This window comes from Pseudoalteromonas sp. GABNS16E, from assembly GCF_028598715.1.
GTDB classification, from domain to species: Bacteria; Pseudomonadota; Gammaproteobacteria; order Enterobacterales; family Alteromonadaceae; genus Pseudoalteromonas; species Pseudoalteromonas atlantica.
This window is the reverse complement of record NZ_JAQREZ010000029.1, coordinates 21,488-36,272: the sequence shown is the minus strand read 5'-3', so window position 1 is coordinate 36,272 and position 14,785 is coordinate 21,488. Positions and strand designations below refer to the sequence as shown.

At 41.7% G+C, this 14,785-nt stretch carries 11 protein-coding genes; 5 read left to right on the top strand and 6 right to left on the bottom strand.

The features are described from left to right. Positions 1 to 48: 48 nt before the first annotated feature. Positions 49 to 1,569, bottom strand: a complete 1,521-nt coding sequence (exaC, locus tag PSI06_RS12660; RefSeq protein WP_273603881.1) for an acetaldehyde dehydrogenase ExaC — start codon at positions 1,567 to 1,569, stop codon at positions 49 to 51. Positions 1,570 to 1,741: 172 nt separating this feature from the next. Between exaC and PSI06_RS12655 the strand changes: the two genes are divergently transcribed. Then, complete coding sequence (locus PSI06_RS12655) at positions 1,742 to 2,638, top strand: AraC family transcriptional regulator (RefSeq protein WP_273603880.1); 897 nt, start codon at positions 1,742 to 1,744, stop codon at positions 2,636 to 2,638. A 79-nt stretch (positions 2,639 to 2,717) separates the two neighbouring features. Beyond that, positions 2,718 to 3,749, top strand: a complete 1,032-nt coding sequence (locus PSI06_RS12650; protein WP_273603879.1) for a LacI family DNA-binding transcriptional regulator — start codon at positions 2,718 to 2,720, stop codon at positions 3,747 to 3,749. 78 nt (positions 3,750 to 3,827) lie between these two features. On the opposite strand, the gene gtfA is transcribed toward PSI06_RS12650, so the two are convergent. Further along, positions 3,828 to 5,300: a sucrose phosphorylase gene (gene gtfA, locus PSI06_RS12645; protein ID WP_273603878.1), complete on the bottom strand. Its 1,473-nt coding sequence runs from the start codon at positions 5,298 to 5,300 to the stop codon at positions 3,828 to 3,830. A gap of 173 nt (positions 5,301 to 5,473) precedes the next feature. Here gtfA and PSI06_RS12640 point away from each other — a divergent pair, with 173 nt between their 5' ends. From PSI06_RS12640 to PSI06_RS12630, 3 genes are all read left to right on the top strand, one after another. After that, the gene (locus PSI06_RS12640) at positions 5,474 to 6,691 is read left to right on the top strand and encodes an MFS transporter (protein WP_273603877.1); all 1,218 of its coding nucleotides are present in this window, start codon (positions 5,474 to 5,476) and stop codon (positions 6,689 to 6,691) included. Between the two features lie 162 nt (positions 6,692 to 6,853). Beyond that, positions 6,854 to 9,244 carry a TonB-dependent receptor gene (locus PSI06_RS12635; RefSeq protein WP_273603876.1) on the top strand — a complete coding sequence of 797 codons (2,391 nt, stop codon included), beginning with the start codon at positions 6,854 to 6,856 and terminating at the stop codon, positions 9,242 to 9,244. A gap of 112 nt (positions 9,245 to 9,356) precedes the next feature. Continuing rightward, positions 9,357 to 10,304, top strand: a complete 948-nt coding sequence (locus PSI06_RS12630) for a carbohydrate kinase family protein (RefSeq protein WP_273603875.1) — start codon at positions 9,357 to 9,359, stop codon at positions 10,302 to 10,304. Positions 10,305 to 10,372: 68 nt separating this feature from the next. On the opposite strand, the gene PSI06_RS12625 is transcribed toward PSI06_RS12630, so the two are convergent. The 4 genes from PSI06_RS12625 to PSI06_RS12610 all read right to left on the bottom strand — a co-directional run bounded on the left by PSI06_RS12625 (position 10,373) and on the right by PSI06_RS12610 (position 14,783). Continuing rightward, positions 10,373 to 10,753: an STAS/SEC14 domain-containing protein gene (locus PSI06_RS12625; protein ID WP_273603874.1), complete on the bottom strand. Its 381-nt coding sequence runs from the start codon at positions 10,751 to 10,753 to the stop codon at positions 10,373 to 10,375. 225 nt (positions 10,754 to 10,978) lie between these two features. Beyond that, a complete protein-coding gene (locus PSI06_RS12620) occupies positions 10,979 to 11,671 on the bottom strand; it encodes a cupin domain-containing protein (protein ID WP_273603873.1) in 693 nt (230 codons plus the stop codon). A gap of 91 nt (positions 11,672 to 11,762) precedes the next feature. Further along, complete coding sequence (locus PSI06_RS12615; RefSeq protein WP_273603872.1) at positions 11,763 to 13,229, bottom strand: carbon starvation CstA family protein; 1,467 nt, start codon at positions 13,227 to 13,229, stop codon at positions 11,763 to 11,765. A gap of 636 nt (positions 13,230 to 13,865) precedes the next feature. Beyond that, positions 13,866 to 14,783, bottom strand: a complete 918-nt coding sequence (locus PSI06_RS12610; protein ID WP_273603871.1) for a carbohydrate kinase family protein — start codon at positions 14,781 to 14,783, stop codon at positions 13,866 to 13,868. Positions 14,784 to 14,785 lie beyond the last annotated feature (2 nt).

Here is a 14,785-nt window from a genome sequence, read left to right as displayed (position 1 = left end):
GCGCCCTCATTACTTAATGGTTGTTGTGTTTAAGTTTGAATTGCTTTATTAGAAAAAGCCGAGCGGGTCTTCGCTATAGCTCACTAATAAATTTTTAGTTTGTTGGTAGTGATCGAGTGCTAGTTTGTGTGTTTCACGCCCTATTCCTGATTTTTTATAACCACCAAATGCAGCATGTGCTGGGTACATGTGGTAACAGTTGGTCCACACTCGGCCAGCTTCAATTTTGCGCCCCATGGTATAAGCACGGTTCATGCTTCGGCTCCACACCCCTGCGCCTAAGCCAAATTCTGAGCTGTTGGCAAGTTCGAGTGCTTCGGCTTCATCTTTAAAGGTCGACATAGAAATAACAGGGCCAAAAATCTCTTCTTGGAATACACGCATGTCGTTTGTACCTTTAAGCAGTGTAGGTTGTATGTAATAACCACCATTTAAATCGTCATTTAGCTGCTCTACGTTTCCGCCGGTGAGTACTTCGGCGCCTTCTTTTTTACCTATGTCTATGTAACTAAGTATTTTATCAAACTGTGCTTTTGAAGCTTGAGCGCCCACCATGGTTTCGCTGTCGAGTGGATTGCCACGTTTAATTTGTTGGGTACGTTCGAGTATGCGCTCAATAAACTGCTCGTATATATCTTCTTGAATAAACAACCTTGATGGACAGGTACATACTTCGCCCTGGTTAAAGTAAGCAAGCACGGCGCCTTCTATAGCTTTTGATAAAAACGCGTCGTCTTTTTCCATTACATCATTAAAAAATATATTGGGCGATTTACCGCCAAGTTCTACCGTTGATGGGATAATGTTTTCAGCAGCACATTTTAAAATATGTGAGCCGACAGGTGTAGAGCCTGTAAATGCAATTTTAGCGATACGTTTACTTGTGGCCAGTGCTTCGCCTGCTTCCTTACCAAACCCATTTACAATATTGAGCACGCCTGCAGGCAGTAAGTCACCAATAATGTCCATTAAAACTAAAATAGAGGCCGGTGTTTGCTCAGCTGGTTTTAGTACCACACAGTTACCTGCAGCAAGTGCTGGTGCAAGTTTCCATGCGGCCATTAAAATAGGGAAGTTCCACGGGATAATTTGCCCAACCACACCTAACGGTTCGTGAAAATGATATGCCACCGTGGTTTCGTCAATTTCGCCAATACTGCCATCTTGCGAGCGTAGGCACCCTGCAAAGTAGCGAAAATGATCGGCCGCGAGCGGAATATCAGCCGCGAGTGTTTCGCGAATGGCTTTACCGTTATCCCATGTTTCGGCAACAGCTAGTAGCTCTAGGTTTTGCTCAATTCGGTCGGCTATTTTTAGCAGTATATTACTGCGCTCGGTAACTGAGGTTGTGCCCCATTGCTCTCGCACTGCGTGCGCTTTGTCGAGTGCTAGGTTTATATCGTCTTTGTCGGATCGAGGTATTTGGCAAAATACCTTACCGTTTACTGGGCTTATATTATCAAAATATTGGCCGTTTACAGGTTTTACCCACTCTCCGCCAATGTAATTTCCGTATTGTTGTTTAAAGTTTACGAGTGCGCCATCGCTACCTGGATTTGCGTATATCATGTGTGTGCTCTCTTTATTGTTGTTAGCTAAAGGTCGAACATTTATATAAAACAAAATGCTTTATATTTAATCAGTGTTATTTGACATTAGCCTAACGAGCACCTAAAAACTTGATTAGCTGTCCACAAAAGTTGTCTGTGAGTCCACACTAATAAAAGCCAAAAGGATTGATATGCACACATCTCAGTTAAACAAAAAACGCCAACAACTTGATGTTTTAATAGAAAATAAAGTGACATTTGCAGCAGATAACAGCGAGTTGAGCATTTACGACACGTACCAACGCGCACAAAAGGTGGCACTGCATTCAAAGGAGTTACTGTTTTGTGCCATGCTCAGCGGTAAAAAAGTAATGCACGTAGAAAGTAGCCAATACCATAAAGCATTTTTACCCCACGAGTCGTTTGTATTAGCGCCAGAGCAAGGTGTATTAATTGATTTTCCACAGGCATCAATGCACGCCCCAACCACGTGTTTAGCAATTGAAATAAGCAAAGATAAAATAAACACTGTGGCGAATGCGCTTAACATGCAGCAAAGCTTTGCACACGATGGCGGCTTATTCGAGTATGTTCCGCAATTGGTGCATAGCCAACATAATAGCCAAACACAGCATTTATTAGAGCGCATGGTACATTTATTTAGCGAACAAGGCGCACAGCGACATTACTTAATTGACTTGTCGTTAAACGAATTGATCACCCGGTTGTTACAACAACAAAGTCGCGACTTATTACTGGCTAATAGGGATAAACCACGCCTTAAAACAAAAATAAGCGATGCACTGCTTTATATTGAAGAGCACTTAAACGAAACGCTCGACATAAATACCTTGTGCAAAATAGCCTGCATGAGCCGCAGTAAGTTTTATCAGCAGTTTAAACTGGCATTTGGCACTACCCCAGCCCTTTGGCAGCAACAATTAAGACTTAAAAAAGCCCGCAATCAATTACTGCAAGGCCATGCTATTAGCCAAGTGTGCTTTGATGTTGGGTTTAATAGCGCAAGCCACTTTAGTCGTGTTTTTAAACAAACCTTTGGTATTGCGCCTAAAGAGTGCCGGCATTAAGGCTAAAACCTTATTTTTTACTTTGCTAACGCCCTGAATATGTTAGTTTATTAACATGAGTATTGAGTAAAGAATTGGTATGAGTAAGCAAACCCGCTGGACCCTAAAAAGTATTGCTAAAGAGTTAGGTGTATCTAACGCAACAGTCTCTAATGCGTTTAATCGCCCTGATCAGCTATCGGCTAAACGCCGAGACGATATTCTTGCAGCGTGCAAAACCTTGGGCTATTACGGGCCCAATAAAGCCGCGCAATCGCTTCGCAGTGGTACATTTAATATTGTGGCGTTAGTGCTGCCCGATAGCGTCGAATATATGGTGTCGGACCCTGTGGCCAGTAGCTTTATGCGGGGTGTAACCTCGGTGCTTGAAAAAAACGGCATTAATGTTTTATTGTTATCTGGTAATAGCGATAACCTTAAGAGTGTGGTCGACTTTGTTGATGGCTTTATTTGTTATGGCCGCCCTCGAAATAACGCATTAGTAGAGCAGTTAAAAACGGTCTCTAAACATGTGGTAACTATTGATTTTGATATAGCCCGCAATGCCTCAGTAAATATTAATAACGAGCAAGCAAGTTACGAAATAGCCAAGCATGTTTTAAAAAATCAAAGCGATAAAGTCGCTATTTTAGGCTTAAGATTACTTGATGAAAACGTATTGTGCCGCGTATATGAGCACCACGAATTTGAAACAGGGCAATCTATTTCGCACCAACGTTTACGGGGTTATCAACGTGCTTTAAGTGAGGCAAATATAACCGTAGCTGATGACCGCATTTGGAATATACCTGAGAGCAGCGAGCGTTTTGCTAACATTGCCGCTAAAGAGGTGTTAAGTGCCTCCCCCCGCCCTAACGTTATAATTTGTATGAGTGATTTAATTGCCCTTGCCACCATGCGAGAAGCGATAAAACAAGGCATAAAAATAGGTGAAGAACTGCGTATTGTCGGCTTTGATGGAATAGACGAAGCCGCTCGTTTTGTACCGCGCCTAACCACTATTCATCAAAACAGCCAAGAAAAAGGCGTAATGGCCGCCGAGCTCTTTATATCAAAAGAAGAAAAAATATGTGATGTAAGTTACGAGCTAGATATTGGCGCTAGTGGTTAATAAGTTATGTTAAAAAGGATTGGGTAAACAAAAGCCAAGCTCAAGTCAAGAGCTTGGCTTTTATGTTTTAATAGCCTGTTAGGCTAACAATGCGTTTAAACTTATTGTTGTTTCTTCATCATCATTTACTTGAGTAATAAGCGCGTCTCGCGTTTTAAAATTAACACTTAATGCAATAGACTTATCTTCTAGTTGCCACGTTAAACAACATATTCCCTGGGTGCCGTGAGCACTAAACTCTCCTGCAAAAGCGGGGTGTTCATTACGTAATTTAATGAGCTCTATTAAACCTTTTACTACAGGTTTATTGAGTGCGTGCTCAATTGTTTCAGTATTTAAATACGGACGGTTAATATCACGGCCCACATTGGTACGCGCAAGTAAATCCATATCGTTTTCGCAGGCAAATAAACCGCCGTAGTACACTTGCGGCACACCGGGGGCAAAAAACTGTATGGCACGCGAAATCAAATAATCTAAATCGTTAGCGCCTAATGCATTGTAATACGTGCAATTTACTTGGTATAAATCAACGTTACTGGCAGCAGCACCTGTAGCTTGGCGGCTTTGGTTGTTACTGTTGGCATGCATGGTTTCTACAAGGGTATCTATTTGCTGTGCATTTAATAGCCCTGCCTTGTCGCCCATTGGGCCTGCATCAATAATGCCTATGCCGTCGTGCGTATCAAGTACCGTTAAACAGTTGCGTGGTGAAATTTGTAACCATTTAAGTAATGCATCTACATCGTTATTAAATAAGCTATGCAAAATAAGCGGCGGTAATGCAAAGTCGTAAACCATGTTTACACGCTTTGCTACTTCTACTTGTGTTTGATAGTGGCTATGAATTTCAGCAATGGTTTCCATGCCAAGCTCGTTTGCTTGCTTTGACAAGTTATCTAGGTAGCCAAAGGTTTCGTCTAGCATAAAACAGTTTGTACCGGCTTGTTTAATTGCGTAACCCGCTGCATCTAAACGAATAATATTTACGTTATTTTCAGAAAACTTAGTTAATACGTTATTTAAATACGCAATACCCGCTTCAACTTTTACGTTTATATCAATTTGGTTATCGGTAAACGTGGTCCAAAAGTCATACGTTTGACCATCGCCACACTGCATTGGCGTAAAACAGCTACCGGGACGCGGGCGATAAATTGCTTGTTGCTCAGCTTCGCTCATACCATTTGGAAAAACGTCTTCTTTTGTTAAAAACAAATCCCAAAATTCTGACTGCTTGCCTTTAGCTAGCACATCTTGAAACTGATAAGACTGCGCCGATACATGGTTAACGATTAAATCAGCCATTAGATCATGGTTTTCACCCAGTGCTTGAATATCAGCCCATGTACCAATGCGAGAATCTACTTCGCTGTGATCAATCGGGTCAAAGCCCGCATCGCTTCCATCAATAGGATTATAAAAAGGTAAAAGGTGCACACCACCAAATACGCCCTTCAAAGGACCTTTTAACAATGTTGTAAGTGCGTTTATATCTTGACCTGTGATTCGATCAGCGTATGTGATCAATTGAACTTTATTCTTCATCATGTGTGATTACCAAGTTGAAACTTAATCGATTAAGATATATCTTTAACTAGCACGTACAATTTTACAAGTAATTTTTAAATATTTTACATACAAAAGTTGTGGCAACGGTAATACTAACTAGAGTAAGTGATTGAGTTATTACTATAACTTGAGCCACAACGAGGAAAAATCACATGACGAATTTACACACACACTCGCAAAGCGACCCAATGCAGCACATACGAATACTCACTTACATGATGTTTTTTATGTTTGCGATGACCTCAGATGCAGTAGGTATGATCATCCCTGAACTAATCACAGAGTTTGGTTTAAGTATGACCCAAGCCAGTGCTTTTCATTATGCACCTATGGCACTTATTGCTTTTAGTGGCTTGTTTTTAGGCTTTTTAGCCGACAGCCTAGGCCGTAAACAAACCATAATGCTGGGCTTACTTATTTTTTCGCTCAGCTGCTTTTTGTTTGCCTTTAGCAACAGTTTTTCGGTATTTTTAATTTTGCTGTGCTGTATAGGGCTTGCCATTGGTTTATTTAAAACCGGTGCACTAGCGCTACTTGGCGATATATCTGCAAGTAACGCAGAGCACACTAAAACCATGAACAAAGTAGAAGGCTTTTTTGGTATTGGTGCCATAGTTGGCCCTGCGCTGGTAGGCGTACTGCTTACTCAAAACGTGAGCTGGACTTACCTGTACATTATTGCCGGCGTTATGTGTTTAATTTTAGCGTTAATGGCATGGCGCGCCGACTACCCAAGTGTTGTTAAAAGCAAAGAAAAGCCCGCTTCACTTGCCACCACCATGAAAATGATTAAAAACCCGTACGCACTTGGTTTTTCGTTGGCTATTGCATTATATGTGGCTACCGAGGTTGCTATTTACGTGTGGATGCCAACACTTTTAAAAGATTACACAGGCTCGTGGCCTTTACTTGCAACCTACGCACTTACTATATTTTTTGTATTACGTGCTGCTGGACGCTTTATTGCTGTATGGCTTTTAAATCACTTTAGCTGGCAAGGGGTCATGGCTTATTTAAGTTTAGGCATCGCGCTGTGTTATGTAGGCACTTTGGTAGGCGGTGTTGATTGGGCGGTAGGCTTGCTTCCGCTTTCGGGTTTATTTATGTCGATGGTTTACCCTACTTTAAACTCTAAAGGTATATCGTGCTTTCCTGTTGCACAACATGGTGCAGTAGCGGGTGTTATTTTATTTTTTACCGCGCTTTCGGCCGCACTTGCGCCTTTATTTATGGGCATGATAAGTGATTACTTTGGCCACGTACGCTACGGCTTTTACTTAGCTACCGGCTTTGCTGTGATCTTATTTTTAGCCATGCTTTATAACTTTTACCGCGACCCTGCGGCAAAAGCATTAACTAAAAATGCATAAATGGCTGCTCAAGCCAGAATAAAAATACCTTTAAAATCAATATAAAAACAAAAAAGTGCAAATTACACACAAAAAAAATTTGCATATTGTAAAAACTTTGTTATTTTTACTTAATCGATTAAGTAAAAATAACAAACTCACACAACACAATGAGGCGTTAACATGACAACACACCACACACCTTTATATTTAATCAGTGCCTTAGCACTTGCAGTAAGTCAAGGCGTTCATGCACAAGACGAGCAAGAAACCAAAGTGCAAGCTAAGCAAGGGCTTGAAACAATTGTTGTTACCGGTGTACCTCGCCGCACAACTATTATGGCATCGAGCTCATCAGTAAGCAGTTTATCGCTTGAGCAAGTTGAGGTATCAACGCCACGCTCAACGGCTGAAGCATTTAGAATTATTCCGGGTGTTCGCGCTGAATCAACAGGCGGTGAAGGTAATGCAAATATTGCAGTGCGTGGCTTACCTGTAGCATCGGGTGGCGCTAAGTTTTTACAGCTGCAAGAAGATGGCCTTCCTGTAATGCAGTTTGGTGATGTTGCCTTTGGTAACGCCGATATTTTTATGCGCCTTGATAACACAGTACAAACAATCGAATCAATTCGTGGTGGCTCAGCCTCTACATCAGCCAGTAATGCACCTGGCGGCATAATTAACTTTATTTCTAAAAACGGTGATAACGAATCGGGTAGCGTATCTACTACTGTTGGCCTAGATTACGACAGTGTACGCACCGATTTTGAATACGGCACCTATTTAACCGACAGCGTGCGTTTTCATGTAGGTGGTTTTGTACGCCAAGGCGAAGGCCCGCGCGAAACAGACTACACATCAAATAAAGGTGGCCAAATTAAAGCTAACCTTACTAAAGATTTTGAAAACGGCTACGTTCGCCTTTATTACAAACACTTAGACGATAAGAGTGTTGGCTACCTTCCTATGCCAATGTACTCAAATGGTGACTCTATTGCCGGGTTTGATGCACAATCAGATACACCGCATTCTGCGTTATTTACTAAAACTGTTCGTTTAAACGGTGAAAACCAAATTAGCAGTGGCGATTTACGCGACGGCATGAACCCTAAAGTGGATGCGGTAGGTTTTGAAGCTGTATTTGATTTAGATAACGATTGGCGTATCGAAAACCGTTTTCGTAAGTCATCAATTAGCGGTAACTTTAACTCGCTTATTCCTGCTGAGGTTGGCAGCGCATCGTCTATTGCACAAAGTATTGGCGGTGTAGGCGCAACACTGAGTAATGCAAACACAGGCGAAGCATTTAATGATGAACTTGCCATGCGTATTCACACTTTTGATGTAACGCTTAATGACTTTGGCTCTATTGTTAACGATTTTAAACTGACTAAATCGTTTAGTGATGACACTAGCCTAACCTTTGGTTACTTTGCCTCTACGCAAAATATTGCTATGTCGTGGTTATGGAACTCTTACCTAATGGAGCTTAAAGGCGACAATGCGGCACTTTTAAATGTAACCGCAGCCGATGGCACTGAGTATTCAGAAAACGGTTTATACGCATACGGCACGCCTTATTGGGGTAACTGTTGTCAGCGCGATTACGACACCGAGTACGATACTCGCGCACCGTATGTTGCGTTTTCAACAAAACTTGGTGATGTAAGCATTGATGCAAGTGCCCGCTACGACAGCGGTGAAGCACGCGGTAACTACGCAGGTGCCGTAACCTCAACAGTAGATATGAACCGCGACGGTACTATTTCTATTCCTGAGCAAAACGTAGCAGGTATTGATATAGCTAATGCAAGCCCAGTTAATTACGACTGGAGCTACTCGTCTTATTCTGTAGGTGCTAACTACCAAATTGACCCAAGCCTAGCGACGTTTGCACGTATTAGTAAAGGTGGGCGCGCAAATGCAGACCGTTTATTATTTGGTAAAGTACGCAGTGACGGAAGCGTAGCCGATGAAGATGCAGTAGATGAAGTAAACCAATTTGAGATTGGTGTGAAAAAACGCTTTGACTCGTTCTCGGTATTTGCAACAGCCTTTTACGCAGAAACAGAAGAGCAAAACTTTGAAGCAACATCGCAAACCTTTTTCGACCGTGAATACGAAGCAAAAGGGATTGAGGTTGAATCAACTTACTTTATGGATGCATGGGACTTTAGAGGTAACTTTACTTGGACCGATGCTGAAATTGCAAAAGATGCGCTAACTCCTGAAGTTGTAGGTAACACACCACGTCGCCAAGCGGATTTAATTTACTCATTAATGGCGCGTTACAGCTACGATAAAGGCGCGGCAGGTGTAAGCTTTATTGGTACAACCGATGCTTACGCACAAGATAACAACGACCTTAAGTTTGACGGCTACACGCAAGTAAATGCGTTTGTAAGCTACGACTTATCAGAAAACTTAAACCTTGCGCTTAATGTAAACAACCTATTCGATACAGTAGGTATTACAGAAGCCGAAGAAGGCTCAGTACCAGAAAACGACATTATTCGTGCCCGTACTATTAACGGCCGCACTACGTCGGTTACTTTAAAATACGCTTTTAACTAAATGTGTGTATTGCGCTGCAGTGAGTCATCGCTGTAGCGCCTTTTAAAGTATGAATAAATAACACCCTTCATGTTTTAGCCCAGCTTTGCTGGGTTTTTTTAGGATATTCCAAATGACCAAACTCCTGTGCTTAGGCGAGCTTTTAATTGATATGCTGCCACAAGATGCTCATAACTCAGCGTACTTACCCATCCCTGGTGGTGCACCTGCTAATGTTGCTGTTGGCTATGCAAAACTTGGCGGTGAGGCTGCATTTTGTGGTGGTAAAGGTGACGATCATTTTGCCAATCAATTAAGTAATGCACTGGCGCAATACAATGTAAATACAGACTATTTATTTACCATTGCTGGCTCACAAACCGCCATGGTAATAGTAAGCCTTGATGAAACAGGCGAGCGTAGTTTTGGCTTTTATCGCCATAACACAGCCGATGTACTTTTAACCCAAGCGCATTTAGCGCAAATAAATTGGCAAAGCATAAGCACCCTGCACTTTTGCTCAAACACCCTAACCGATCCAGCCATAGCTAGCACAACGGTTAAAGCGCTAGAACTTGCTAAAACACATAATAAGCTCGTTAGTTTTGACGTAAATTTACGCTACAGCTTGTGGGAAAACACCCATGATATAGCCAGCAATGTAAAGGCCTGCTTCGCTTATTGCGACATAGTTAAACTTTCGCGTGATGAACTTAATTTTTTAGCAAAGCATAGCGAAACAACGGGCGAAGATTACATTCAAATGCTATTAAATACCGGAGTTAAACTGGTGTTTTTAACCGACGGGCCTGAGCCTGCTACGGTTTACCACAGCGCATTTATACTTAACGAATCGGCACCAAAAATAAACGCAGTAGATACAACAAGCGCGGGCGATGCTTTTATAGCGGGGGCTTTATACTATTTAAATAACTTAGGGAGTGATTTAGTGCTGGCAGATAAACTAAATGATGAAACCAGCATAAAAAACGCCCTGCACTTTGCCCTTCAATGTGGCTCTAAAGCGTGTTTAGCTAAAGGGGCATTTCCGGCATTACCTGTGCTGGCTGATGTAATGTAACTCTTAAGTAGAGTGTAAGTTGCTTTAAATAATAAAAAACGCTCTTGTGAGCGTTTTTTATTATTTAATTATTCATCTAGCCAATCGATGGCGGCGGTGGCGTTTTCGTAGTATTGCACCTCGCCTGAGATAAACCAATTGCCTATTTTAGCCATGCGGGCTTGCCATTCTTGATTGCCATAAATAGCAATTTTATTAAATTCTTTTGAGTGCCTTACGCCAAGCTTTAAATCATCCCACGCGGCGCGAAGCTCCCAACCTTCTAGCTCGGTGGCATCAATAAGCACGTTTGCTATAGGGTGTTTAACCTCGCCAAGCGCTGAGTCGATCATGGGGGTAATGACTTTATAGTCGTCGTGGGTTAGCGTTCCTACAGCTTTTAGTTTTAAAAAAAATTCTCGGCCTGCGCGTTCAATACCAATAGATAAACCATGTGTTGTGTGTACCATGCTGCTCTCCTTAATCGGGTGCGCTTGTGTTATTTACAGCCTGTGTGAGTGGGTTTTATAACGAAAGTTGGAGTTAATTAAAGCCTATAAAGTGAAATTATTCCCTTTAAAAAATAAAAACCCCAAAAATACCCATTACTTACTGAGTTAAACTATAAAACTACACCGTATTAAGTTAATTAGTACTGAACTAAATCAAACAATACTGCTAAATAATGCTATTTGCTAAGCGTTTTGTACGCGCTCTATTTGCTTATCTACATCTGTTAAGTGCCCTAATTTAAGCCATACTTTTGCACCTTGCTTACCTGCGGTTACATTAAGCTCACTATTAATAGGCAGCCTTAACCAGCTGTGCTTTACTAATACATCTGTTTGCTCACTTATATCGCCTTCAAGCACGAGTAGCTCAGCCCCCTCGCTTGCGCTAATTTGCATGTTAGCGCCTGCCTCAAAATGCAATAAGCTCACATCTTCAAAGTCATCTTTATAAAGTGGGGTTATGGCAAGGCCTTTAAATGTGTCGTGTTGCACGCTGCCCATATGCTGTGTTTGTAAGCGTACGTGGGTTCTATCTTGTGGCTGAAATTGCCAAAGCTTTACAAATATTATGCAGCCTTCATCAGAGCCTGGTTTGTGCTTTGATTGCGGTGGGTTACGGATATAAGAGCCTTGTGGAAAATCGCCATGCTCATCTTGAAATACGCCTTCTAGTACAAAAAACTCTTCGCCGCCTGTATGCACATGAGGCGAAAACTCGCTCCCTGGTGCATAACGTACAATGCTTGTAGCACGGGCTACTTCTGCGCCTACTCTATCAAGTGGGCGCCTATCAACGCCCGCCATTGGCGAAGGGCTCCAATTAAGTTGCTCACTATGAACAACGACTCTCTGGGTAAAATCGGCGGCTATTTTCATTCTATTACCTTTAAAATTGCATAGTGTGAGAGTAAATTTTATGCATAAAAAAAGCGAGCTTATTAAGCTCGCTTATTTAAATTTTAACGCTTTAAACTACGTCTAGCTTTTTATGCTTAGAGTGTACAAACACTAAACCTACTAAGCCAATAACAACCACGGCGGCACCAATTGGTTTACCTAAGTCGGCCGATAAATTAAAGCCAATAGCAGCAGTCATAATATACGAAAGTGTTACGCCAGTAGCGATAACGGCAGGTATGCTGGTGATCCAGTGGAATGCACGTCTATCAAATAAGTACTTAGTTGCAAGCCATAATACACTGGTTGAAAGCAGCATGTTTGAAAATGCAAAGTAGCGCCAAATAACTGAGAAATCTAATTTAGTCATAAAAAAGGCTATCGTTAAAATTGGCACTGCCAGTAATAAACGATTACGTAAGCTTTGCGGGATATTAAACGCATCAACCACGGTTAAACGCAGGGAACGGAACGCCGTATCGCCAGAGGTAATAGGGAACACCGCAACAGCAATAATGGCCATAATACCGCCCATTACGCCTAAGTAACTATTTGCTACATGGTTAACCACTAAACCTGGGCCACCTTGATCAAGCAATGCTTTTAAGCCAGCGTAACCTTCTGGGAATGCAGCAATACCCGCAAGTGCCCATACACAACCTACAATACCTTCACACATCATTGCACCGTAATATACTGGGCGTACGTATTTTTCGTTTGTTAAACAGCGGGCAATAATAGGCGCTTGGGTAGAGTGAAAGCCACTAATAGCACCACAGGTAATGGTAATAAACAGTAACGGCCAGGTTGGCAGGCCATCAGGGTTTGGCTCTAAAAAGTCATGCGCGTGGTCGGCTTCAAAGTAGGCTAAAAAGTCGCCTGCAACTGGTAAGTGTGGTGCATCTAGTAATAACGCACCGGCTATTAATGTAGTCATTACAATCATTAATAAACCAAATAGCGGGTAAAACTTAGTAATAATTTTATCAATAGGTAGCAGGGTTGCTAAAAAAAAGTACGCTAAAATAGCCAAAACCCAAAAAGTATTATTAGCAAAAAAAGTGCCTTCAAATACATCTAAATTACTTAATAAGCCTGCTGGGCTCATAATAAATACAACGCCCACAAAAAACAGCAGCATGGCTGTAAATATTAGCATAAAGCCTTTAAACACAACGTTGTAATAGTGCCCTGCTATTTCTGGTAAGCTTTTGCCATCTTCTTTAATGCTCATCACACCTGAGAAGAAGTCGTGTACTGCACCACCTAATACGTTACCAAGCACAATCCATACAAGTGCTACCGGTCCGTAAAGCGCACCTAAAATTGGGCCAAATATAGGGCCTACGCCCGCAATATTTAAAAACTGAATTAAAAATGCACGCACAGGGTGAATGGCTACATAGTCAACACCTTCGCTAAAGCGTTTTTGCGGTGTATCAACTGTTGTATCCATACCTGCTTGTTTTTCAACAAACGGGCTATAAAACTTATATCCCAGTATTAAGATTGTTATGCAGATAAAAAAGATGATCATAAAGCACGTTTCTCTTTTTGTATTTGGAGTATAGAGCGCCTAATTGCCGCCCCGCCTTTCAATCCATGAATAATCGACGAACATTAACAAAGTATTAATTCCCCCGCTATAAGACGAATAGCTAATAGACAAGGGTCTGTAGAACTTTCAAGGTTAAATTTGCAGCAGCCTGTTTGGTATTTAGCCAAGGCAGAGCCTATGTGGTGTGGTTATTCCCCATAAGTAGGCGATAACGCAGCATTAATGCCAAACAGGCGCTGCCCTTCGGATTCTGCCTAGGGGCGATTTACTCTTTGTTGCCTACATGGATGTAGGTAAGGGGCGTGAGCAGGACGCGGAAGCTTTGCTCGGTTTTGACTTATTCTTACATGGATGTAAGCCAGTAGGATAACGCAGGAGCAGTTATCGAGCCCACTAGGTTACAAACCTCGCGCCGCGATTAAACCGCCCCTAGTTTGAACAAATTTCAAACTGCAAAGGTCAACAGACCCTATTTAAGCCACTTTTTATGCACCTTGCTCAACACTTAATCTAAACGGCTTTATTAATAAAAATTAAAGCAAAAAAAAGCGGCTTTACTATAAAAGTAAAGCCGCTTACACACACAATGATTGGGTGTAACTGTGATTTTTTACGTTACGCTGGGCTCATAAACTCGTTAATTTGTTCATGAGTAAGTGTAGGTGTAGCACCGGCACTTTCGGCCACCATAGCACCTACTGCACACGCAAAATCAACAGCATGTTGTGCACAATCACTACTACAAAGCTGATAAATTAAAGACCCTAAAAACGAATCCCCCGCGCCTACTGTATCCACAACGCTAATTAAATAACCTGAGTTATAGTAATTTTCGCCTTTTATGGTTAGTAGTGCACCGTGGCTGCCTTTAGTTACACATAAGTATTCGGTGTTAGTTTGCTGTGCAATAAACGCTAAGTTTTGCTCAAGTGAATGGAACTTACAGCCTATTGCCTTGGCAATTTCATAAAGCTCTTCATCGTTTAATTTGATGAAGTCGGCTTTATTCATTAAATCTACTAATGTGTCTAACGTGTAGTGTGGCGCACGTAAATTTACGTCAAACACTTTAAAGTTAGCTACATCAACTAATTGGTTTAATGTAGCAAGTGAAGCTTCGCTTCGGCCAATTAGGCTGCCAAATACAAATACATCACTGGCTTTTACTTTTTCAATAAGTGAGTCTGTAAGCTCAATGTTATCCCATGCAGTGTCGGCAACTATTTCGTAGCTGGCTGAGCCGCTTTTATCTAAGGTAACTTGTACTGTGCTGGTTTTTTTGTCGTTATTAACGCCAATGTATTCGCAGCTTACGCCTTTGCTTTTAATTTCGCCTAGTAGCTCAGTACCGAGTTCATCGTTACCTACAGCGCTTATCATGTCGGCTTTAATGCCCAGTGAGTTAATACGCACACACATGTTAAGCGGCGCGCCGCCTAAGCGTTTATCGTTTGCAAAACAATCCCATAGTACTTCACCAAAGCAACTTACGCTTACGTCTTTACCCTGTTTAGAATCAATTAAAATGCTCATTA